This window comes from Thalassospira profundimaris, assembly GCF_003326795.1.
Classification (GTDB): Bacteria; Pseudomonadota; Alphaproteobacteria; order Rhodospirillales; family Thalassospiraceae; genus Thalassospira; species Thalassospira profundimaris_C.
In genome coordinates, this window is record NZ_JPWI01000001.1 from 710,188 (window position 1) to 732,039 (window position 21,852).

The following is a 21,852-nucleotide window of genomic DNA, read 5'->3' on the forward strand; positions in this document are numbered from 1 at the left end:
GCGAAGGGCTTGGGCGTCAAACGTGAATGTGAGAGGTTATAGGCAAGGGGCCCGATTGCCCGCCGCCCCACTTGCCCGGATCAGGATTTGCGCGACAGATAGCGCACAAGCGCATTTGATGCCGGTGCGGCGCTGATGCCATGGGCGACAACGCTGATGCAAATGATCATGGTGCCTGCGGCAAATAGCGGCATGAAATGGGCCGGACTGACCAGTGTCGCCATGATCAGCATATAGATCACGGACGCAATGCCACGCGGCCCGAACCAGCCGATATAAAGCTTCTCGCCAAGGCTATAGGGCGATCCGATCATGCAGATCCACACACAAAGCGGCCGCAGGATGACAAGACTTGCGATTGAAAAGATCAGCATCGTCCAGGTCCAGTTTTCATAGACCGCAGGGACAACAATCATCCCGAAGACAAAGAAGGTCAGCATGGTCAGAAGCTCTGCCTCGGCCTCGCCAAAGCTTTCAATCGTGTCGCGCACCCGGTCGCTCGAGATATTAAGCGCAAGCCCCCCGGCAAAGGCCGCGACAAACCCGTTCCCGCCAAGCTGTTCAGCCAGAAGATAGATCAAAAGGGCGGCAAGAACGCCAAGCAGGCGTTCAAACCGGTCAATGATTGTGTCTTTCGTCACGGCCCGGTTGACGATCTTGCCAAGCACAAAGCCGCAGGCAATGCCAATGCCCGCCCCGATGGAAATTTCAAGCAAGGCATCCTTGACCCAGCCCTGATGCCCGTTGCTCAAGAGATTGGCTTCAAGCAAAACCGCCGTGGTAAAAACCGGCAGCACCAGCCCGTCATTCAGCCCGCTTTCAATATTGATCCCCTGGCGCACCGCTTCGGGTACATCCGTATTTTCAAGCACCGGACGGCCAAGGGCGGCATCGGTCGGGCTGACAATCAGTGCAAGAATAAGGGCGGGGATCAGACCGATGGTCGGATCAATGCCAACGATAAAGGCCCAGGTCGCAACAATGGTCAGTGGCAACCCGACCAGCAAAAGACGTGTCGCAAGGGTCTGGGCCGCCCGTTCCTTGCGGAAATTCAGAACCGCAGCATCAAGAAACAGAATGATCGCAAGGGTCATCTCGGCGAATGTCGTGGCAAAATGAATGCTGCCACTCAGTGCCGTCATCGGTGCTTCATGCCAGATGCCAAGCGGCAATGCGATGATCGCACCGGACAAAACCATCATCATCGGGGACGAGATATTACGCCGTTGCAAGCGGCGCGAAAAAAGCCCGTAAACCAGACCCGATCCCAGAAAAAGGATGATCACCCACTCAAACATCGCCCGATCCGACTGGTTGTTGCATCGCGCAAGTGTGCCCGAAAAACCGTGAAATAACAATTACTCCGACGGTTTCCCCTGCTGTCTGGCCGATGTCCGGGGCAGAAGATGATCAGGCCATCGCGGATTTGATGGTGGCAAGAACCTCGGCGTGACAGCGCGCATCGCCACTGGCAACCACGTCACCGGCACTTTCAATCGTAAGCTCCTTGCCTGACCAGTCGGTCATGACACCGCCAGCACCCTCGACAACCGGCACCAGCGCACAGAAATCATAGGCCTGAAGACCGATCTCAACCACCGTATCGGCAAGTCCAAGTGCGGTTAGTCCATAGGCATAGGCATCAACGCCATACATTGCGACCCGGCTTTGTTTTGAAACCGCCTGATAGGCATCAAAAGCCTTGTCGCGGAACAGTTCGGGTGCGGTGGTAAAGAAGGTCGCACTGGCCAGCGTTTCGCATTCACGCGCGCTGATTTCCGTTCCGTTCATGGTGCTTGGCTGTCCCATCACACCGACCCAGCGTTCATCGGTAATCGCCTGATCAATAAGGCCCATGACCGGCTTGCCATTGTGGCAAAGCGCAATCAGGGTCGCAAAGCTCGGCTTGCCGGAAATAAATGACTTGGTGCCGTCAATCGGATCAAGCACCCAGACATATTCGGCATCGACATTCTCGCGCCCATGTTCCTCGCCCAAAATGCCATGATCGGGCAATTCCGCATTCAGGATATCGCGCATGGTCCGTTCGACTTCGCGATCGGCAATCGTCACCGGGCTGTCATCTGCTTTCACATCAACCGCAACCGGGGTGCGATAATATTTGCGCACAACCGGGCGGGCAGCATCTGCCAGTTTGTGGGCGATTTCCAGAAAGCGGTCGAGATTTTCCATCAAAGCGCAGTCCTGTGTGAGTTTGGCCTGAGAATGCGCGCCATCAACTGGCCCGCCATAAAGGGATGCTGTCGCTCATGGCCTGCAACGGGCCATAAAAAGCAAACAGGGGACAGTTACCTGTCCCCTGTGAAAAATCAATCTCTGATCAGATAAATCTGTCAGTTTCAAACTTTTGACCGTGCCGTTACTGCGCGGTGGCTTCGCCTTCAGCAGGCGCAGCTGCTTCCTCTGCAGCACCCTGTTCAGCAGCAGCTGCCGGATCAGGGAATGGCAGCGGGCTGTCAGACTTGCTGTTCAGCCAGGCAATGACCGCAGCACGGTCCGATGCCTTTTTCAGGCCGCCAAAGCTCATTTTGGTGCCGTCAATGTAATCGCGCGGCTTGTAAAGGAACTCGTTCAGCTCCTCAAAGCCCCAGGAACCGCCATGGTTCGCCATGCTATCCGAATAGGCGAAGTCGCCTTTATGCGCAAAGGCCGCACCGACAATTCCATAAAGATTCGGGCCGGTTTTATTCGGGCCATCTTTTTCGACATCGTGGCAGGATGCGCATTTCTTGAAGACCTTCTCGCCTTCGGCAAGATCAGCCGATGCCAACATGGCAAGAATTGGCTCCGGTCCGGCCGGCTCGGCCGATGCTGCTGCGGCATTGGGACTCGCACCCGCCATCAGATCCTCGGAGAAGGGATAAACCGGTGCTTCCAGTTCATCGGGATGAACCAGCGCGCCCCCAATTTTGCCGACAACTATTACCAGAAGTACGGCACAGATGACTCCGGCGACGATCTTGTTGATTTCCATCGTGTTCATGACGGGACCCCGTTACAGCCTAATCACTCTCAGGTTTCTAATTATAATCTTGGTCAGTTCGCCCATGCACTCCCTGACAATCCTCAATTTTGAGAATCACAAACGTCACCGCAGGCAAAACTGGTCGGTGGGAAACTATACGTTTCAGAGATTTGCATCAACCTTTCTTAAACACCAAGGCGAAAACGGATGCTTTAAAACTTTCGTCTAGTGACCTTCGAAAAGCGATTCCGTCTTTCGCCATCCCCCAAAAACCGGCTAATGTCGGGCCGATTCTCAGCCGTGTTTTGCCATCGCGCCGTTACGGCATGCTTTGCGCAAGATCAAACACACGGAAATTATGCCTGACCGGAGCTCCAAAATGTCGACGCCGCGCAATCCCGTTGTTGTAATTCCTGCCCGTATGGCCTCTGTGCGCCTGCCGAACAAACCGCTGGCTGATATTTGCGGTGAACCCATGATCGTTCAGGTCTGGCGTCGCGCAACCGAGGCCGGAATCGGCCCGGTCCTTGTTGCCTGTGCTGAACAGGAAATTGCCGATGCGGTCGAAGCCGCTGGCGGCATCGCGGTTCTGACCGACCCGGATTTGCCAAGCGGTTCGGATCGTGTTCATCAGGCCCTTCAGACCTTCGACCCCGAAGGCAAATATGATGCAGTCGTCAATGTGCAGGGTGATCTGCCGACCATTGATGCGGCGGATATTCGTGCCGTGTTCGAACCGCTCAATGATCCGGCGGTCGATATTGCAACGCTGGCTGCTGAAATCACCCGCGATGTAGAACGCACCAATCCAAATGTGGTCAAGGCGGTCGCGGCCTTTGGCAACGGCCGTGTGGCGCGCGCGCTTTATTTCACGCGCGCAACCGCACCCTATGGCGATGGTCCGCTTTATCATCACATCGGTCTTTATACCTATCGCCGTGCGGCCCTTGACCGTTTCGTATCCCTGCCGCCCGCCGAACTTGAAAGTCGCGAAAAGCTTGAACAGCTGCGCGCCCTTGAAAACGGCATGGTGATTGCGGTGGCGCTGGTCGATGGTGTGCCGCTGGGTGTTGATACCCCCGAAGACCTTGAACGTGCCCGGCAGGTTCTGGGTGGCAAGGCCTAAACATTGAATTGAGTTTGGGCCCCAATTGGGGTTTTCTATCAGGCCGCCGTCTGTTGAGGGCGGCCAAAACAAGTCTTTAATATCACTTCAGGAAACAGCCAGATGACTGCGCAACAAAGGATCGCTTTTCAGGGAATGCACGGTGCCTATTCAGATCAGGCAGCCCGTCGTGCCTTTCCGGGTGCAACGACAGTACCCTACAGGACCTTTGAAGGCGCCTTTAGCGCATTGGAAGAAGGCGACGTCGAACTGGCGGTGATTCCGATTGATAACACCCTTGCCGGACGCGTGGCCGATGTTCACCACATCCTGCCGGAATCGGGTGTGCATATCATCGGTGAAACCTTCCTGCGCATTAACCATGCGCTGGTCGCAGTACCCGGTGCGAAGATCGAAGACATCAAGGAAATCCACAGCCACGTTCACGCCCTTGGTCAATGCCGCAAGCTGCGCAAGGAGCTGGGCGTCAATGCGGTGGTCGGCCCTGATACGGCCGGTTGTGCCAAGGAAGTCGCCGATCGCGGCGACAAATCGATTGCCGCCATTGCACCGGTTCTGGCTGCTGAAATTTACGGCCTTGATGTTCTGCGCACCGAGGTCGAAGACGCCGCCCATAACACGACGCGCTTTATCATTCTGGCCCGCGAACCGCTTGAACTCCCCAATGACGGCTCGCCGGTCGTGACAAGCTTTGTCTTCCGGGTTCGCAACGTTGCCGCCGCCCTTTACAAGGCATTGGGCGGTTTTGCCACCAATGGCATCAACATGACCAAGCTTGAAAGCTATATGGTCGAAGGCCATTTCACCGCGACCCAGTTCTTTGCCGAGGTCGAAGCCCATCCCGAACAGCTTGGTCTGCGCCACGCGCTTGAAGAACTGCAATTCTTCTCGCACGAAGTCCGTATTCTCGGTGTTTATCCGGCCCACCCGTTCCGAAAGGAAAATGACCTTCCGGCGGAATGATCATCGGGCGTGCCCGGGATTCCGGACAATATCGGACATGAAAAGGGCCGGACGAAAAATCGTCCGGCCCTTCTTCTACGACAAGTCTTTTGATGTCGGGCGGGATCAATCCCCGGCCTGTTTCAGAAGATCGCCAGAAAACCGCTTGATGATCTGGGTCAGTTCGGCAGAACGGCTGGAAAGTTCTGCCGATGCCGATTTCAGTTCCTCGGCATCATCGGTCGTGCTTTGCGCGTTCTTCATGGTTTCATCAACGCTGTAGGAAATCTGTTTGACGCCATCCGCACTGCGGTTTGCATTGCCCGAGATTTCCTGTGTTGCCGCCCCCTGTTCCTCGATGGCGGCTGCAATGGCGGTCGAGGCCGTGCGGACCTGTTCGATGGTCTCAGATACCCGCGAAATGCCGGTTACCGCACGTTCGGTGCCGTCAACAATGTCATTGATCTGGGCGGCGATTTCATCCGTCGCCTTTGCCGTCTGGGTGGCAAGGTTTTTGACCTCGTTTGCCACAACCGCAAAGCCTTTTCCGGCTTCACCCGCACGCGCAGCCTCGATGGTGGCGTTCAGCGCAAGCAGGTTGGTCTGACCGGCAATATCGTTGATCAGGCCAATGATCTCCTTGATCTTGTCGACCGTCTCGGACAGGCCGGCAACATCGTTCGATGCGCTCTGGCTTTCATCGGTTGCCCGTTCGACCGTGTGCGACATCTGGGAAATCTGAACGTTGATTTCCGTGATCGAGGATGAAAGTTCCTCGGTCGCGGCAGCAACGGCATCGACATTCTGCGATACGTTTGCGGCCGCAGATGCCACCTGCTGGCTTTGTCCCAGAATGCCGTCGGCATTGTGCGCCATGCTGATCGCCAGTTCATTGCTGCGCTGAACCGAATGGTCAACAGCACCGGCAATCCCGCCGACTTCGCTTTCAAGTTTCTGGGCAATCTCGCGGATATTGCTGCGCCGTTCCTGTTCGGCGCGGTCTTTCTGGATCGCAGCATCCGCCTCAAGCTGCTGGGCCTGAGCGGATTTGTCACGCAATGCCAGAACACCGGCTGCCATGTCACCGATCTCGACAAACCGGGACTCGGTTTCGACCGGGGCCTTGTAATCGCCTTCGGCAATCGTGCGGATGGCGCTGTTCAGTCCGACGATGCTTTTGGTGATCCGGGTGCCGACAAACCAGGACAGAACACCGGCAATCACGATGGCGATCACGGAAATAATCGCAATATGCTGAATGATGCGCAGGAATTCGGTCTGGACGTCATCCATATAGACACCGGCACCAAGCGCCCAGTTCCAGTCCTTGATCGGGCGGACGTAAGCGGCCTTTTCGATCAGCTTGTCACCTTCACCGGGTTTCTTGGTTTCATAGGTGATAATGCCGCCGCCTGCCTTGGCAGTATCGACGATCATGTTACGCACCTTGCTGTCGGGATTACATTTTCCGACATCTTCGGGGCTGAGCGGATCAAGCACCATGCAGTGGCTGTAATCAGACGCATAGATATAGTTGGCCCCGTCAAACCGATAGGCGTTCAGGATGGCGAGTGCCGCGGTCTTTGCCTCGTCTTCAGTCATTTCGCCGCTTTTGGCTTTGGCGACATAACTGTTAACGATGGTCACTGCACCTTCGGTCAGATGCGAAATCTGTTCGAACTTGCCGTTTCGAAGGCTGGTTTGATAATTCAGCGCGACTGTCGCGATGATCGCAAGCAGCACAAGAAGACAAATAGCGGGAATGGAAAAAATTCCCGTAACAACCCGGAACCGCATAACTTTCCCCTTACAAGCGATTGTGGCGATTGAATTATTGGCGCTAAAATGTAAACGAAACCGTAAGTCGGGCGTGACGTTTTTGTGATCTGCTTTTTTTTACTGCGCGTTTTTGCATGGCTGCCCGGCGCGGGCTTTGATTGACTTCTGATCCAGACACCTGTATCACCCGGCTCATTCCTTCGCTTGCAAAGACAGAATCAGCTGTCAGGAACTGTATGAAAAAGGCGAGGGCGGTTACGACGTGATGACGTCGTGGCCTCACATCATTTGCCTCTCATGCAGGTCCGACGCAGTGGCTGCTTTGCCATGCACCGGTCTCGACTGCGTTTGAGCAGGCACCATAGGCGTGAACATGGCGCCGACCGGATAAACGAAGGGCTATCCTTTATGACGAATTTTGAAGGGCTCAAACTCATCGAGCCCCTGCTGCGCAATGTTGAAGCTGCCGGTTTCTCCGCGCCGACCGAAATCCAGGCTGCGACGATTCCTGCACTTCTCGAAGGGCATGACCTTATGGGGATCTCCCATACGGGTGGTGGTAAAACTGCCGCATTCTGCCTGCCATTGCTGCAGCGTCTTGCTGAAAATCCGCTGCGCCCGAAACCGGGTCAGCCGCGCGCTGTTATTCTTGCGCCGACCCGCGAACTTGCAACCCAGATCGGCCAGTGCCTGCGTGATTTCAAAAAAGGCATCCGCCTGTTTTCTTCTGTTGTCTATGGTGGTTCGCCGATGGGCCCGCAGATTCAGGAACTGCGCCGTGGCGTTGATATCCTGGTTGCGACCCCGGGTCGTCTTCTTGACCACATGTCGCGCAACACGGTTCGTTTCGACGATGTCGAAGTCTTCATCCTTGATGAAGCCGACCGTATGCTTGACATGGGCTTCTCCGAAGACGTTCTGACCGTGGCTGAACTGCTGCCGAACAAACACCAGACGGTGATGTTCTCGGCAACCATGCCGCCGGAAGTCAAACACCTGACCGACCGTCTTCTCAAGGATCCGGTCAAGGTCGAAACCGCTCCGCAGTCCAGCGTGACCGAGCGCGTGACCCAGGTTGGCATGTTCGTGAAACGTCACGACAAAACCAAACTGCTGGTACAGCTGCTCAAGCGTGATGATGCAGAACGTGTTCTGGTCTTCACCAAAACCAAGGCAGATGCCGACGAGCTGTCCTTCCAGCTGCGCGATGAAGACATCGACAGCGATGCCATCCATGGCGACAAGCAGCAGCGCATCCGTCAAAAGATCCTGCGCAACTTCCGTAATGGTCAGTTCCCGGTTCTGATTGCAACCGACGTTGCTGCACGTGGTATCGACGTTCCGGGTATCACCCATGTTGTGAACTATGACTTGCCGCAGGATGCGGAAAGCTATGTTCACCGTATCGGTCGTACCGGTCGTGGCAGCGCCGAAGGTACTGCAATTTCGTTCTGCGAGCCGCGTGACATTCGTCTGCTTCGCAACATCGAACGCCTGATCAAACAGGAAGTCGACATCGACGAAGATCACGAATTCCATGCTGCCCCGCCGCCGCGTTCAAGCGGTGCTGGCGCAGGTGGTCGTGGTGGCCGTGACGGTGGTCGTGGCCGTGGTTTCGGTGGCGGTGGCGGTCGCGGCGGCTTTGGCGGCGGTCGTGATGGCGGCCGTGGTCGCGGTGGCTTTGGCGGTGGTCGTGATGGCGCCCGTGAAGGTGGTCGTGATGCTGGTCGCGGTCGTGGTTTCGGCGGCGGTCGTGACGGTGCCCGTGATGGCGGCTTCCGCGACGGTGGTTTCCGTGGCGAAGGCGAACGCGCAGCACGCGGCTTTGGTGGCCGTGATGGCGCACCGCGTGATGCTGGTCGTGATGCTGGTCGTGATGGTGCCCGTCGTGATTTCGCGGATCGTCCGCGTCGTGATGACCGTGACTTCCGCAATGATCGCAAACCGCGTTTTGACAATGATGATCGTGCGCCGCGCGGTGATCGCGAAGAACGCGGTGGCAATCGTGGTGGCAACTTCCGTCCGCGCGGCGAAGGCCGTGGCGAAGGTGGCAACCGTGAAGAACGTCGTTTTGCTGACAAGCCGCGTGGCGGTGATCGTGGCGGCAACTTCCGTCCGCGTGAAGGCGGTCGTGATGGTGCCGGTGCCCGTGATGGTGCTCGCCGCGATTTTGGTGATCGCCCGCGCCGTTCCGAAGGCCGCGGTGGCAGCCAGGGCATGAAACGCCGTTCGGCGTAATTTTGCCTGCTCTGATGTAGAACCTGCATCGGAATCAGGATTTCAGATTGTGGAAAAGTCGGCTGTTTTCAGTCGGCTTTTTTACTTTTGATTGAGTTTTCGGACCCGACAGATATAGAATTTTGTCAAAGAACCTATCCTTAGTGGGGAAATTTACGTAGCGTATACCCACATATGTATAGTTCGAGTTGCGACAGCCGAGGCAACAAGGAGTTGACCCTGCATGAGAAGGATCCTGGTTATCCTGACCACAGCATTGACCTGGATATCCGGGATTGATGCCGCTTATGCAGATGATCAGGCCGGACACTATGCCTTGAATGCGGATGGCTCGCGCGATTGCACTCGCCTTATTGCGTCGGGCAATCCGGACTATCCGCCCTATCTCTGGAAATCCGGGGATGGCCGCACACTTGATGGTGCTGCCGCAGACTTCCTGAAACGGGTTGGCGAACTCGCAGGCGTGGAGATCGACGTCATTCAGGCCGGAAGCTGGAGCCGGGTACAGCACAATATGCAGGAAGGCACGCTTGATATGATTGCCGGTGCTTTCCTGACGGCGGCGCGTCTTGAATATATGGACTATTTTTTCCCCGCCTTTCAGGGGACGCGAACCGTCATCTGGACGCTGGACAATCTTGATCTCAACTATCGGCAATGGTCCGATCTTCAGGGACTCGAAGGTCTGACTGTGATCGATAACAGTTTCGGTCAGGAATTTGATGCCTATGCGGTCGAAAATCTCAGCATCACCAAAGTCCCCAGCCTTGAACAGGGGCTCAAGATGCTGACCTATAATCGCGGTGAATATCTGATCTATGAAGAATTCCCCGGCAAGGCATTTGCTGCGCGTCAGCGCATCACCAATATCCGCAGTTACGATACCCCGGTCAGTACCGAGAATCTCTATCTGACCATGTCCCATAAATCCGCCTGCAATACCGGCGCCTTGCGGGGACGCATTAACCGGGCCGTTCTCAAACTGGTTACCGAAGATGCGATGAAAGACATGCTCGAAGCCAGCATCCAGCGCTGGGGCGAGAGCACCAATTAATCCAGCTTTTCCGCGCTGCTATCGCCCGACCGGACTTTGGTCGGTGGTGCAATTGCGTCTGCAAGACAAACGTCTTGGTTTGACGGGCAATGTCCGCGCCAACAGGTTTGTGATACGGGCGACCAGCTGCCAGCCGACAATCCTCAGCCGTCAGTAAGCCGCCACACACCTCCCGCCGTTAGCCGTCGATCATAGGCTGGTTCCGCTAAAAACCCTTCGTGCGCAGACCATGTCAACCGTCAGCTGCCAGCGATCCTCTATTATCCGCGTGCCGCAAACATCCGAAGCCTTCCATCTTTCCGCCCGAGCCCCAACCAACCGGCTCCGGCATGCAGGACCCAACGCTCAATACCCATATCCCTTGGTATTGGGTACCCGGCACAGGGCGGGGCGTCGGTCGCTCGGCACTCGGCACGCGCCGCCATGGTAGTACCGGACACTCAGCAACCGGTATTCAACACTCTGTTCTTGGCACTCGATACTCAACAGTCGATACGCAACACTCACCACTCACCACTCGCCACTCACCACTCACCACTCGTCACTCACACTCAGCACTCAGCACTCAGCACTCTGTATCCGACCGTCCGCCACTTGGCACCAGCCACCCGACGCCCGACGCCCGATGCCCGGGCCCGGTGCCCGGTGTTATGATGCCCGGCTCATTGAACCTGACGCTTGATGCCGGATGACTTCGGTCCCGGATAAATTGGTAGAGCTATGCGGATTTGATTTGACGTTAACGTTAACGTTAACTACAAGAGAGTCGCATCCCTCAGGTGCCCCCGGAGACGGGTGGATTGCTTTATTGTCAGGACCGCGACATGGCTCAGTTCGAACCGCAAAATCCCGATTTTGATGCCGAAGTGCGCAAGCGCTTTGCCCAGCAGCCCTATAATCTGTCGATCGGGGCACGTGTCACCGATGTCAAACCGGGCCGGGTTGAAGTCGTTGTGCCGTCGCGGGCCGACCTGATCCAGCATAATGGCTATTTTCATGGCGGGCTGATTGCCGGTCTGGCCGATATCGCCGGTGGATTTGCCGGCTGGAGTCTGGTCGAGGCCGATCAGGGGATGCTGACCATCGAATACAAGCTCAATATCGTCGCACCCGGTCAGGGTGACCAGTTGCGTGCGGTCGGCGAGGTCGTCTCGCGCGGTCGGTCGATCATTGTTACCCGCATCGATATCTTTGGTATGAGGAATAACGAACCGGTTCTGTGCGCCACCTCGCTTCAGACGCTCAAGGTCATGAAGCTGCCGCCGGAATTATTGGATAGCGCTGCATAATTCCAAAGATTGATCAATTTTACTTAATAATCAAACCTAGTCAGGGCAGGAACGTCACCATGGCATTTTTCGAATTTCCCGGATTGAAATTTGATCTTGGCGAGACCGCAGATGCGATCCGCGAAACCGTTTCCTCATTTGCCGAGGCCGAAATCGCCCCGCGCGCTGCCGAGATCGATCAAACCAACCAGTTCCCCAATGATTTGTGGCGCAAATTCGGTGATCTGGGTCTTCTGGGCATGACCGTTCCCGAAGAAGATGGCGGTACCGGCCTTGGTTATCTTGAACATGTGATCGCCATGGAAGAAATCAGCCGTGCTTCTGCCTCGGTTGCCCTTTCTTACGGCGCGCATTCCAACCTTTGCGTCAACCAGATCAAGCGCAACGCCACGGCCGAACAAAAGGCCAAATATCTGCCCAAATTGATCAGCGGTGAACATATCGGCGCACTTGCGATGAGCGAGCCGGGGGCTGGTTCGGACGTTGTATCCATGAAGCTTCGCGCTGAGAAAAAGGGGGATCGTTTCATCCTCAATGGCAACAAGATGTGGATCACCAACGGCCCGGATGCCGACACGCTGGTGGTTTATGCCAAAACCGATCTTGATGCCGGTCCCAAGGGCATTACGGCCTTTATCATTGAAAAGACCTTCAAGGGTTTCTCGACTGCGCAAAAGCTCGACAAGCTGGGCATGCGGGGCTCAAACACCTGCGAGCTGGTGTTTGAAGATTGCGAAGTGCCCGAAGAAAATATCCTGGGTCAGCTGCATGGCGGCGTGCGCGTTCTGATGAGCGGCCTTGACTACGAACGTGCAGTTCTGGCTGCTGGCCCGACCGGGATCATGCGGGCCTGCATGGATGTGGTTGTGCCCTATATCCATGAACGCAAACAGTTCGGCAAGGCGATTGGCGAGTTCCAGTTGATGCAGGGCAAGATCGCCGATATGTATACGACCATGAATGCCTGCCGCGCTTATGTCTATGAGGTCGCCAAAGCCTGTGATCGCGGTGAAACATCGCGCAAGGATGCGGCTGGTGTGATCCTTTACGCGGCGGAAAAGGCCACCTGGATGGCGCTTGAAGCCATTCAGACCCTTGGCGGCAATGGCTATATCAACGAATATCCGACGGGCCGGTTGCTGCGTGATGCCAAGCTTTATGAAATCGGCGCCGGTACGAGCGAAATCCGCCGTATGCTGATTGGCCGTGAACTGTTTGGTGAAACCGCGTAATTGCGGTTTTACCCCGGCCTCACATATTCAAGTCAAAGATCCCCCGAAAGACTTCAAGGACCCCCATCATGACCACTTCTGATCCGATTGTTATCGTATCGTGCGCCCGTACCGCCATGGGCGGTTTGCAGGGTGACTTCGCCACTGTGACTGCCGCCGAACTTGGCGGTGTTGCGATTAAAGCAGCGCTTGAGCGCGGCGGTGTTTCGCCTGATGACATTGATGAAGTCATCATGGGGAACGTGCTTCCTGCTGGTCAGGGGCAGGCACCGGCGCGTCAGGCCGCATGGAATGCCGGCATTCCGCGGTCGGCCGGTGCAACCACGATCAACAAGATGTGCGGATCAGGCATGAAAGCCGTGATGTTTGCCCATGACGCGCTGGTTGCCGGTGGTGCCGACGTCATGGTGGTTGGTGGCATGGAAAGCATGACCAATGCGCCGTTCCTTTTGCCGAAAATGCGGTCCGGTCATAAATATGGTCATGACATGGTCTATGATCACATGGCGCTTGATGGGCTTGAAGATGCCTATGAAAAAGGCCGTTCCATGGGCACCTTTGCCGAGGCGACAGCCGAAAAATACGGCTTTACCCGCGAAGCCCAGGATGATTATGCCGTCACCTCGCTGACCCGGGCGCAGAATGCGGCCACTGCCGGTTATTTTGCCGATGAAATCACCCCGGTAAGCTTCACCACCCGCAAGGGCGAAGTGACGATTGATGCCGACGAACAGCCGCCAAAAGCCAAGCCGGAAAAAATCCCGACCCTGCGTCCGGCTTTCGCCAAGGATGGCACGGTCACAGCAGCCCATTCCGCATCAATTTCCGATGGTGCAGCCGCCCTTGTCATGATGCGCGCGTCTGAAGCCGAAAAACGCGGGCTCAAGCCGCTTGCAAAGATTGTTGGTCAGGCGACCCATGCCCAGGAACCGTGCTGGTTCACGACGGCCCCGATTGATTCAATCAAGAAGGTGCTGGCAAAGGCAGGCTGGTCGAAGGACGATGTCGATCTTTGGGAAATCAACGAGGCCTTTGCGGTTGTTGCCATGGCGGCCATGCGTGATCTGGAGCTTGATCACGGCAAGGTCAATGTGCATGGCGGTGCCTGTGCGCTGGGTCATCCGATTGGCGCAACCGGTGCGCGGTTGCTGGTCACCCTGATCCATGCCCTTAAAACCCATGGCGGGACCAAGGGTGTTGCGTCGCTTTGCATCGGTGGGGGCGAAGCAACTGCTGTGGCGGTTGAGCTTCTTTGAGCAGATGTGAACCAGATCAAACAGAAGATTGAGGATCATAGGCCTTTCGGGTGACATAAAATCGCGATTCTGTTATCGGGATCGCGATTTTATCGCAGGCTCAGCTGCAAGATCGGTTCTGCTTGCGATGCATCGGGTTTTCATACGTAAGGAACAGCCATGCAAGACGTGCTGAGCTTGGCGGCGCAGAACCTTTTGTCGCCCATCGTGCTTTTCTTCGTTCTGGGGGTATTTGCCGCCCTCGCACGATCCGATCTGACAATCCCCGAAGCCGTAGCCAAGGGGATCTCCCTTTATCTGCTGTTTGCGATCGGCTTTAAGGGCGGTGTCGCGGTATCAAACAACGGCATCGATCTGACACTGGGCATGTCACTGATGGCAGGCGTCATCCTTTCCTTTGTGCTGCCCTTTATTGCCTTTGCCCTGTTGCGATGGATATCGCAACTCAGCCGGACTGATGCGGCAGCAGTTGCCGGGCATTATGGTTCGATCTCGATTGTGACCTTTGTTGCCGCGACCTCCGTTCTTCAAAGTTCCGGGATCGCTGCTGAGGGCTATATGGTTGCGGTTGCCGCGGCGATGGAAGCGCCTGCGATTTTCTCGGCACTGTGGCTTGTATCATCGGGTGGCAAGGGCCGGATGGACGCAACACTGATCCGCGAAATCCTGCTTAACGGCTCCATCGTTCTTCTGGTGGGCAGCTTTGTGATCGGCTGGATCACCGGGGCCGAAGGCATGGCCAAGATCGAAGCCCTGATTGTCTCGCCATTTCAGGGTGTCCTTTGTCTGTTTCTGCTTGATATGGGATTGGTTGCGGGGCGTGGGCTCAAACAGGGGCGGGCGGTCTTGCGCCCGGGGCCGCTGGCGTTCGGAGTTTTGATGCCGGTGATCGGTTCCTGCCTTGGTCTGGCCTTTGCCCTGATGATCGGCCTGTCGCTTGGTGGTGCCGTGCTTATGATGGTGCTGGCGGCGTCGGCCAGCTACATAGCTGTTCCAGCTGCCATGCGTGTGGCCCTGCCCGAAGCCAATCCGTCTGTCTATCTTACGCTGTCGCTTGGCGTCACCTTCCCCTTCAACCTGACGCTTGGCATTCCGCTTTACCTTGCGATGGCCAGCGCTATTCACGGAGGCTGAAAATATGGAAAAACATGATGCCAAGCGCGTGGCGATCATTATCGAGGCCATTATGGAAAGCAGGTTGCGTCAGGCGCTTGAGGGGGCAGGGGTGACCGGATATTCGGTTCTGCCCGTTCTTGGTGGTTCGGGGCGTTCGGGGAGTTGGCGCCGCGATGACACCGTGACGCGCGGTGGCGGCATGGTGCAGGTTGTTTGTATCATCCGTGCCGAGAAACTTGACGCCATGCTCGAAGCCGCCTTTGAGGTGGTTGACCGTCATATCGGCGTTGTCGCGATCAGTGATTGTCAGGTTCTGCGCGCAGATCGCTTCTAGTTCCAGCGCTTTTGACCAAATAATCGGGGAGGGATTTCCGAAACAGGCAGAGTTTTGATCAGGGGTGTTTACGGGCTGCTTGGGCATGATGCTGTGCCGTTGCCTGTTGCGCAAGGTTCAGGAAGGCATGTTGCACACTGGTTGCGGACGCGAAAACAGGTTGTTTAGAGCGATTCAAATTGGATCAAATGAGAACTACCAACTTGTGCGAATTCACCTTATTTTGTCGCCAGAGTGATTGACGAGGATAAGGGAATTCGCTGATGTCCAAACCGACAGTCGACCGGATGCTTGCCGGGTTTAAAAGCTTCAAGGCGATGTATTACGAACAGCGTCCTGAACGGGTGGAAGATCTGGTCAATATGGGTCAGAGGCCGGAAGTTCTGCTGATTGCATGTTCGGATTCTCGTGTCGATCCGGCCATCCTGACCAATGCAGAACCGGGCGAGATGTTTGTGGTGCGTAACGTCGCAAACCTTGTGCCGCCCTATGAGCCCGATGAAAACTATCACGGCACGTCGGCGGCAATCGAATTCGCGGTTCGTGATCTCAAGGTCAAGGATATCGTCATTCTGGGGCATTCGGCCTGTGGTGGTATTCAGGCGCTGGTCGAGCATGGCGAGGCTGGCAAGGTGCCGGAGCGCGACTTTATCGGTGAATGGGTCAGCATGGCGAAATGCTGCCTGCATCACGGACCGGATGTTGACAAGGTGTCGCGTCATTCGATCCGTAATTCGCTTGAAAACCTGATGACGTTCCCGTTCATCAAGGAACGGGTCGAGGCCGGCGATCTCAACCTGCATGGTTGGTGGTACGGCATGAAAGAAGGCATCCTGTGGCGTTTCGACGCAAAACAGGACAAGTTTGTTCAGGGCGAAGAATAAGCCCGGCCTGATCCACGGGATCAAAATCTGATCTGATCGCATGGCCGGTGCATCGCCCAAATGGGAGGAGTGCCGCCATGCGGTTGGAAGAACATCAGATCATGGTGCGCGATACCGCGCGCGAGTTCGCCGAAAATGAACTCAAACCCAATGCCGCAAAATGGGATGCCCATCATACCTTCCCGGCCGAGGCCATTGCCGGGCTGGGCGAGCTTGGCTTTCTGGGCATGCTGGTCCCTGATGAATATGGCGGGGCGGGCATGGATCATGTCGCCTATGCCCTGGCGCTCGAAGAAATTGCCGCCGGTGACGGGGCCACGTCCACCATCATGTCGGTGCATAATTCGGTCGGCTGTATGCCGATCCTGAAATTCGGTACCGAAGAACAGAAACAGAAATTCCTGGTCCCGATGGCGCAGGGCGAAAAGATCGGGGCGTTCTGCCTGACCGAACCGCAGGCCGGATCGGATGCCAGTGCGCTCAAGACACGTGCCGTGCGTGATGGCAATGACTGGATCATCAACGGATCCAAGCAATTCATCACCTCGGGTTCCGAGGGCGATTTGGCAATAGTCTTTGCCGTGACTGACCCGGATGCGGGCAAGCGGGGCATTTCGGCCTTTATCGTGCCAACCGACACACCGGGCTATGTGGTGTCACGGGTTGAGGAAAAGCTGGGCCAAAACGCATCGGATACCTGCCAGATCACCTTTGTCGAATGCCGGGTGCCCGGCGAAAATATGCTGGGTGAAGAAGGGCAGGGCTATAAAATCGCGCTGGCCAATCTTGAAGGCGGGCGTATCGGTATTGCGGCCCAGTCGGTCGGCATGGCGCGTGCGGCGTTTGAAGCCGCGCGCGATTACGCCAATGAACGCGAAACATTCGGCAAAAAGATCATCGAACATCAGGCCGTGGCATTCCGTCTTGCCGATATGGCAACCAAGATCGATGCCGCACGGCTTCTGGTCCATCGGGCGGCCGAGCTGCGCGATGATCACAAACCCTGTCTGACCGAGGCCTGCATGGCCAAGATGTTTGCATCCGAAATCGCCGAGGAAGTCTGCTCGGCCGCGATCCAGATTCACGGTGGCTATGGCTATCTTAAAGACTTCCCGGTCGAACGTATTTACCGGGATGTGAGGGTTTGTCAGATTTACGAAGGTACATCCGACATTCAGCGCATGGTGATTGCACGGTCGTTGGCAGATTAAGGGTAGGGCCGCTATCCCGCTGGTCCTTGGTTGGGTTACTTTGCGGGTATCAGGTCGTGCTTTTCCAGTAACCGGCGGAACTGGTGATAGTTCAGATCAAGTGCTTTGGCGGCTTCGGTTTGGTTATTGGCGTTTCTGGCAAGGGCCTGTTTCAGCAGCCTGATTTCGAATTTGGCGACCTGCGTTTTGAAATCAACATTCGGGTCTGGTTCCGGAAGGTCGATATCTGTTTCGGATGTCGGCGTTTCGCGGTCAGTCTCGGTCCAGATGCCGTCAAACGGATCAAGGGTGATGGTGGCAAGCGGCGTTTCTTCGTCCTCGGCCAAATAGATGCTGCGTTCGACCGCGTTGCGCAGTTCACGGATATTGCCCGGCCAGTCGTAACGCAAAAGCTGTTCGGCGGCAGGACGGGAGAAACCCGCGAAAACCGTGCGGCCAAGGCGTTTGGTCATATCGAGCGCGAACTGTTCGGCGAGCAATAATATATCATCAGACCTTTGGCGGAGCGGTGGTACGGCGATGACGTCAAAGGCCAGACGATCAAGCAGATCGGCGCGGAACTTCCCGGTTTTGGCCAGTTCGCGCAGATTTTCATTTGTCACACCAATGACCCTTGTGTCGACATCAATGACGTCTGATCCGCCAACACGTTCGATCTCGCCATATTCGACAACCCGCAGAAGCTTTTCCTGAACCACCGGGCTGGCAGTGGCGATTTCATCAAGAATGATGGTGCCGCCGTGCGCGCGTTCAAAGCGCCCGATATGGCGTTTGGTTGCTCCTGTAAAGGCCCCGGCTTCGTGACCAAACAATTCGGTATCAAGCAGGGTCTCGGACAGGGCGGCGCAATTGACCTTGACCAGCGGGCCGCCCCAGCGACGTGACAGGTAATGCAGGCGGGCCGCTATCAGTTCCTTGCCCGAGCCGCGTTCGCCAATAACAAGGCATGGCCGGTCAATCGGCGCCAGACGCGAAACATGTTCAAGGGCCGCCAGGAAAACGGGGTCTTCGCCCAGAATGGGTTGCAAATTATCCATTTCGCGAAAAACGTTATCGAAAAACGCTATTAATGTCGCGATAAAAGTAATATTCCAAAGCGAGGAATTTGTAAGTTATTGATTTTAATGCATTTCAAAACTGGCACGGCTTTTGAAATAGAGAGAACAGAATTTTTGCGTCCCCCGATTAATCAAGGAGATCAGACAATGGGCGTGTTTTCGCGTTTGTCCGATATCGTAAATGCCAACATCAACGCGCTTCTGGATCGTGCCGAAGATCCGGAGAAAATGGTGCGCCTGATGATTCAGGAAATGGAAGATACCCTGGTCGAAGTTCGTTCGGCTGCGGTCAAGGCGATTGCTGACAAGAAAGAAGTTGAGCGCAAGCTCAAGAAGCTTCATGACGGTCAGGTTGAATGGGACACCAAGGCAGAGTTTGCGGTGTCCAAGGGCCGTGATGATCTTGCCAAGGGGGCACTGATGGCGCGCCGTCGTCTGGCCGATCAGAGCCTTGTTCTTGAGCGCGAGCTTGAAGTGATTGAAGAGACCCTTGGCAAATTTGACGAGGATCTGAACAAGCTGCAGAACAAGCTGAATGAAGCCAAGGGCAAGCAGCGTACGGTCGAAATCCGCATGCAGACGGCCGAAAAGCGTGTAAAAATGAAAGAGAAGCTTCATTCCGGTCAGATCGACGAGGCCCTGCTGCGCTATGAGCAGATGGAACGCCGGATTGACGAGCTTGAAGCAAGTGCAGACTCCTGGGACCTTGGTCGCGGGCAGAGCCTTGAAGAACAGTTCGAAGACCTTGAGGCCGAGCTCGGGATCGAGGATGATCTCAAGGAACTCAAGGCACGTGTGAAGAAAGATAAATAATCATCGGTTTATGTGTTTCGGCGCATAAGCCAGCACCAGGAAAAAGCTGTCAGATATGTGGGCGATTGCCGTACCCTTGATTGTATTCGTTGCCGTTGTTGGCCCGGTCTGGGTGGTGTTTCATTACATCACGGTCTGGAAGCGGATTAAGGCAGAGCAGCGCGCACAAAGCCCGGAACAGATTGCCCGTGAACAGGAAATGGTAGCGGGGCTCAAAAAACGGGCAGAGAAGCTTGAATCCCGTGTCGAAACACTTGAACGCCTGTTAGATGCCGAGGTTGCCGAATGGAGGAACAGGATATGACTGCCCAGCAAGCTGCTGCCGGAAACGGATTTGAGCGCGGTCACAAGAAGCGCTCGCATGGTGGATGCCGGTTCGCAAACCACAGTCACGAAGGCAAAAAGTGTCATGGCGTGATCGGCCGTACCACACGGGGAATTTCCGAAGCATTTGGTATTCCGCGCAAGGGTGTTCTGGCTGCGTTTATTCTGATCCTGATTTTCAGTTTCCCGGTTGGTTTGCTGTTGTTTGGCCTTGCGTGGGCCTATGTGCATCACCCGGAATGGTTTGACGGATTGCGCGGCAAGTTGCGCGGGTCATCGCGCCGTTATCAGGCACAAGCCCGTGCGACCAAAGGCGAGGACGTAAATGACAATCCGACTGTGGGTGTTGATTACGAAGAAAGCTGGATGGAAGAACTGCGCGCGCAGTTTGATGATCTGGAACGTCGCACCGGTTCGATGGAGGGGTTTGTGGCGTCTGGCGATTATGACGTCGCCTCTGAACTGGCAAAGATGAAAAAGGATGATGCATCGGAAGCGGCCAAAAAGGACGATGATGATGCAGATAAACCCGACGTACCAAGGGCCTGATCCCTTGTTCTGAAGGTTCAAAAGATTGACGGCGGTTTCAGCTTTCCCCAATCCCCCCTCGCGTCAGGGTTTCGACCCTAACGGTATGAAATCGCCGTCAAACAGAAAACCGGATCACTTGTGTGGTCCGGTTTTTCTTTTATTTGCAGTTCGTTGCGGAAAATTCCCCAAATAGCGTTTATCGCTATACCTAATTTAAAGGTTTTCCCGGCAAAGTCGGGAAAAATGCCCATATATTCGGGCGTGGCTTTTGGGGAATTGCACATGGCGACCATGATCGAGCATCCGGGAGAACAGGATTTTCTGCACAGACTGGTGCTGGATAATCCATGGTGGGATGGTGTGACCGATGATCTGGTGCAGGGACTTCCGCAGCGCGCCTTTTTCAAGCGGTTCTGGTTGGCGCTTGAAAAGCATGACGGGCAAAAGGCCGTGGTTCTGACCGGCCCGCGCGGGGTTGGAAAAACCGTGATGATGCGTCAGGCAGTGGCGGCCCTTTTGAATGCCGACACCCCGCGCCGTCATGTTTGCTATATCTCGCTTGAACATCCGCTGTTTCTTGAAATTGATCTGCCGCGTCTGCCAAAGCTTTTGCGATCCATGCGCGGGATTTCGGCCGATCATCCATTATGGCTGTTTATTGACGAGGTGTCCTATCAGCGCGATTGGGAAGATCGCCTTGCGCGCCTTATTGTCGCTGATCCGATGTTGCGCGTTGTTGCGGTCAGTGCGCTGGCACCCGGTGCAGGCAGTGCCGGACATATTCAAAGCCTGTTTTTGCCGCCCTTCAGTTTTGCCGAATATCTTGAACAAAAGGGCATTGCGCCCAGCGATGTTTTGCCCGAAACGCCCAATGTCGGGCGCTATACTGCCGATGTGCCAGACGGGCTTATCGCGCTTAATGACCTGTTTGAAGATTACATCAATGAAGGCGGCTTCCACGATGCCAATGGCGAAGCCGGGGCCATTCACCGATCGCTTCATTCCGATTTGCCCGGGCTGCATGGCATTTCAAGCCCGTCGGACCTGCATCGGCTTTTTGCGCTTTTGGCTTATAATACCGGGTCGGAATTTTCGATCGAGACATTGGCGCGTGAGCTTGATATCGCGAAAAACACGTTGCGCCGCTACCTTGAATATCTTGAAAGTGCCTGGCTGGTCCGGCGCCTTGAACGGGTGGACCAGGATGCCAAACCGTTCCAGCGTGCGGTGGCGTTCAAGGTCCATCTGATCCATCCGGGATTGCGCAGTGGCCTGATTGGCGGACGGGCATCCGATAGTGCAACCATTACCCGGCTGGCCGAAACCGCAATCCAGACCCAGTTTTTGACATCCAGTGTCGGGATGGAAAGCCTTTATTACGCGCGCTGGGGCCATTACGAGGTGCCATTTGTGTTCCTTGATCGCCGGTCGGGAACGCCGCTTTTTGCCTATCATTGCCTGTGGCGCGATGAGGCAATCAGGAAGCCCAAGGAAATCCGTGCACTGGTGAATTTCCGGGGCAGCCATCCCTTGCCGTTGGGCGCGTTTGTTCTGACCAAGGCGCAATGGCACGGGGGCAAGCTTGGCGGGGTGCCGATGCGCTTTGAGCCCGCCAGTGTGCTTGCGCTGCGGATCGGGCTTGAATTCTCGCAGCTTTGAAAAGGCATTTAACCGGGCGA

20 protein-coding genes are annotated in these 21,852 nt (G+C 55.8%); 15 read left to right on the forward strand and 5 right to left on the reverse strand.

The genetic code is table 11. The annotated features are described in order from the left end of the window. Positions 1-80: 80 nt before the first annotated feature. From TH30_RS03345 to TH30_RS03355, 3 genes are all read right to left on the reverse strand, one after another. Positions 81-1,298, reverse strand: a complete 1,218-nt coding sequence (locus TH30_RS03345; RefSeq protein WP_114096634.1) for a cation:proton antiporter — start codon at positions 1,296-1,298, stop codon at positions 81-83. Positions 1,299-1,410: 112 nt separating this feature from the next. Then, entirely contained in the window at positions 1,411-2,193 is a 783-nt protein-coding gene (gene hisN, locus TH30_RS03350) for a histidinol-phosphatase (RefSeq protein WP_114096635.1), read from the reverse strand. A 187-nt stretch (positions 2,194-2,380) separates the two neighbouring features. Beyond that, entirely contained in the window at positions 2,381-3,004 is a 624-nt protein-coding gene (locus TH30_RS03355; protein WP_114096636.1) for a c-type cytochrome, read from the reverse strand. A 361-nt stretch (positions 3,005-3,365) separates the two neighbouring features. Between TH30_RS03355 and TH30_RS03360 the strand changes: the two genes are divergently transcribed. Together TH30_RS03360 and TH30_RS03365 are read left to right on the forward strand one after the other, a co-directional pair. Then, positions 3,366-4,112, forward strand: a complete 747-nt coding sequence (locus TH30_RS03360; protein WP_114096637.1) for a 3-deoxy-manno-octulosonate cytidylyltransferase — start codon at positions 3,366-3,368, stop codon at positions 4,110-4,112. A 102-nt stretch (positions 4,113-4,214) separates the two neighbouring features. Beyond that, positions 4,215-5,075, forward strand: a complete 861-nt coding sequence (locus TH30_RS03365) for a prephenate dehydratase (RefSeq protein ID WP_114096638.1) — start codon at positions 4,215-4,217, stop codon at positions 5,073-5,075. 105 nt (positions 5,076-5,180) lie between these two features. Here TH30_RS03365 and TH30_RS03370 read toward each other — a convergent pair whose 3' ends face one another. Continuing rightward, positions 5,181-6,851, reverse strand: a complete 1,671-nt coding sequence (locus TH30_RS03370) for a methyl-accepting chemotaxis protein (RefSeq protein ID WP_114096639.1) — start codon at positions 6,849-6,851, stop codon at positions 5,181-5,183. Positions 6,852-7,241: 390 nt separating this feature from the next. Between TH30_RS03370 and TH30_RS03375 the strand changes: the two genes are divergently transcribed. The 9 genes from TH30_RS03375 to TH30_RS03415 all read left to right on the forward strand — a co-directional run bounded on the left by TH30_RS03375 (position 7,242) and on the right by TH30_RS03415 (position 17,447). Next, a complete protein-coding gene (locus TH30_RS03375; RefSeq protein ID WP_114096640.1) occupies positions 7,242-9,071 on the forward strand; it encodes a DEAD/DEAH box helicase in 1,830 nt (609 codons plus the stop codon). Between the two features lie 223 nt (positions 9,072-9,294). After that, a complete protein-coding gene (locus TH30_RS03380) occupies positions 9,295-10,125 on the forward strand; it encodes a substrate-binding periplasmic protein (RefSeq protein WP_114096641.1) in 831 nt (276 codons plus the stop codon). An 824-nt stretch (positions 10,126-10,949) separates the two neighbouring features. Beyond that, positions 10,950-11,414: a PaaI family thioesterase gene (locus TH30_RS03385; protein WP_114096642.1), complete on the forward strand. Its 465-nt coding sequence runs from the start codon at positions 10,950-10,952 to the stop codon at positions 11,412-11,414. A 59-nt stretch (positions 11,415-11,473) separates the two neighbouring features. Then, a complete protein-coding gene (locus TH30_RS03390) occupies positions 11,474-12,646 on the forward strand; it encodes an isovaleryl-CoA dehydrogenase (RefSeq protein ID WP_114096643.1) in 1,173 nt (390 codons plus the stop codon). A 68-nt stretch (positions 12,647-12,714) separates the two neighbouring features. Continuing rightward, a complete protein-coding gene (locus tag TH30_RS03395) occupies positions 12,715-13,902 on the forward strand; it encodes an acetyl-CoA C-acyltransferase (protein WP_114096644.1) in 1,188 nt (395 codons plus the stop codon). Positions 13,903-14,061: 159 nt separating this feature from the next. Then, positions 14,062-15,036: a sodium-dependent bicarbonate transport family permease gene (locus tag TH30_RS03400; protein ID WP_114096645.1), complete on the forward strand. Its 975-nt coding sequence runs from the start codon at positions 14,062-14,064 to the stop codon at positions 15,034-15,036. A gap of 4 nt (positions 15,037-15,040) precedes the next feature. Next, positions 15,041-15,352: a P-II family nitrogen regulator gene (locus tag TH30_RS03405; RefSeq protein WP_114096646.1), complete on the forward strand. Its 312-nt coding sequence runs from the start codon at positions 15,041-15,043 to the stop codon at positions 15,350-15,352. 263 nt (positions 15,353-15,615) lie between these two features. After that, entirely contained in the window at positions 15,616-16,236 is a 621-nt protein-coding gene (locus TH30_RS03410; protein WP_114096647.1) for a carbonic anhydrase, read from the forward strand. A 77-nt stretch (positions 16,237-16,313) separates the two neighbouring features. After that, positions 16,314-17,447: an acyl-CoA dehydrogenase gene (locus TH30_RS03415; protein ID WP_114096648.1), complete on the forward strand. Its 1,134-nt coding sequence runs from the start codon at positions 16,314-16,316 to the stop codon at positions 17,445-17,447. A gap of 35 nt (positions 17,448-17,482) precedes the next feature. On the opposite strand, the gene pspF is transcribed toward TH30_RS03415, so the two are convergent. Next, on the reverse strand, positions 17,483-18,484 hold the full coding sequence (gene pspF, locus TH30_RS03420; protein WP_114096649.1) for a phage shock protein operon transcriptional activator: 1,002 nt from the start codon (positions 18,482-18,484) through the stop codon (positions 17,483-17,485). A 168-nt stretch (positions 18,485-18,652) separates the two neighbouring features. Between pspF and pspA the strand changes: the two genes are divergently transcribed. The 4 genes from pspA (at position 18,653) to TH30_RS03445 (ending at position 21,832) form a co-directional block, all read left to right on the forward strand. Then, entirely contained in the window at positions 18,653-19,318 is a 666-nt protein-coding gene (gene pspA, locus TH30_RS03425; RefSeq protein WP_114096650.1) for a phage shock protein PspA, read from the forward strand. A gap of 55 nt (positions 19,319-19,373) precedes the next feature. Then, positions 19,374-19,622 (forward strand): envelope stress response membrane protein PspB, encoded by a 249-nt coding sequence (gene pspB / locus TH30_RS03430; RefSeq protein WP_114096651.1) that lies wholly within the window; start codon positions 19,374-19,376, stop codon positions 19,620-19,622. Continuing rightward, the gene (locus TH30_RS03435) at positions 19,619-20,191 is read left to right on the forward strand and encodes a hypothetical protein (RefSeq protein WP_258548590.1); all 573 of its coding nucleotides are present in this window, start codon (positions 19,619-19,621) and stop codon (positions 20,189-20,191) included. Before pspB ends, TH30_RS03435 begins: the two co-directional genes overlap by 4 nt. Positions 20,192-20,455: 264 nt before the next feature. Continuing rightward, the gene (locus tag TH30_RS03445) at positions 20,456-21,832 is read left to right on the forward strand and encodes an ATP-binding protein (protein WP_114096653.1); all 1,377 of its coding nucleotides are present in this window, start codon (positions 20,456-20,458) and stop codon (positions 21,830-21,832) included. The last annotated feature ends 20 nt before the right edge of the window (positions 21,833-21,852 follow it).

Excerpts from the sequence above, each read along its gene's own strand:
- TH30_RS03345 (WP_114096634.1), bottom strand. The coding sequence starts at position 1,298 with ATGTTTGAGTGGGTGATCATCCTTTTTCTGGGATCGGGTCTGGTTTAC.
- hisN (WP_114096635.1), bottom strand. The coding sequence starts at position 2,193 with ATGGAAAATCTCGACCGCTTTCTGGAAATCGCCCACAAACTGGCAGAT.
- TH30_RS03355 (WP_114096636.1), bottom strand. The coding sequence starts at position 3,004 with ATGAACACGATGGAAATCAACAAGATCGTCGCCGGAGTCATCTGTGCC.
- TH30_RS03360 (WP_114096637.1), top strand. The coding sequence starts at position 3,366 with ATGTCGACGCCGCGCAATCCCGTTGTTGTAATTCCTGCCCGTATGGCC.
- TH30_RS03365 (WP_114096638.1), top strand. The coding sequence starts at position 4,215 with ATGACTGCGCAACAAAGGATCGCTTTTCAGGGAATGCACGGTGCCTAT.
- TH30_RS03370 (WP_114096639.1), bottom strand. The coding sequence starts at position 6,851 with ATGCGGTTCCGGGTTGTTACGGGAATTTTTTCCATTCCCGCTATTTGT.
- TH30_RS03375 (WP_114096640.1), top strand. The coding sequence starts at position 7,242 with ATGACGAATTTTGAAGGGCTCAAACTCATCGAGCCCCTGCTGCGCAAT.
- TH30_RS03380 (WP_114096641.1), top strand. The coding sequence starts at position 9,295 with ATGAGAAGGATCCTGGTTATCCTGACCACAGCATTGACCTGGATATCC.
- TH30_RS03385 (WP_114096642.1), top strand. The coding sequence starts at position 10,950 with ATGGCTCAGTTCGAACCGCAAAATCCCGATTTTGATGCCGAAGTGCGC.
- TH30_RS03390 (WP_114096643.1), top strand. The coding sequence starts at position 11,474 with ATGGCATTTTTCGAATTTCCCGGATTGAAATTTGATCTTGGCGAGACC.
- TH30_RS03395 (WP_114096644.1), top strand. The coding sequence starts at position 12,715 with ATGACCACTTCTGATCCGATTGTTATCGTATCGTGCGCCCGTACCGCC.
- TH30_RS03400 (WP_114096645.1), top strand. The coding sequence starts at position 14,062 with ATGCAAGACGTGCTGAGCTTGGCGGCGCAGAACCTTTTGTCGCCCATC.
- TH30_RS03405 (WP_114096646.1), top strand. The coding sequence starts at position 15,041 with ATGGAAAAACATGATGCCAAGCGCGTGGCGATCATTATCGAGGCCATT.
- TH30_RS03410 (WP_114096647.1), top strand. The coding sequence starts at position 15,616 with ATGTCCAAACCGACAGTCGACCGGATGCTTGCCGGGTTTAAAAGCTTC.
- TH30_RS03415 (WP_114096648.1), top strand. The coding sequence starts at position 16,314 with ATGCGGTTGGAAGAACATCAGATCATGGTGCGCGATACCGCGCGCGAG.
- pspF (WP_114096649.1), bottom strand. The coding sequence starts at position 18,484 with ATGGATAATTTGCAACCCATTCTGGGCGAAGACCCCGTTTTCCTGGCG.
- pspA (WP_114096650.1), top strand. The coding sequence starts at position 18,653 with ATGGGCGTGTTTTCGCGTTTGTCCGATATCGTAAATGCCAACATCAAC.
- pspB (WP_114096651.1), top strand. The coding sequence starts at position 19,374 with ATGTGGGCGATTGCCGTACCCTTGATTGTATTCGTTGCCGTTGTTGGC.
- TH30_RS03435 (WP_258548590.1), top strand. The coding sequence starts at position 19,619 with ATGACTGCCCAGCAAGCTGCTGCCGGAAACGGATTTGAGCGCGGTCAC.
- TH30_RS03445 (WP_114096653.1), top strand. The coding sequence starts at position 20,456 with ATGGCGACCATGATCGAGCATCCGGGAGAACAGGATTTTCTGCACAGA.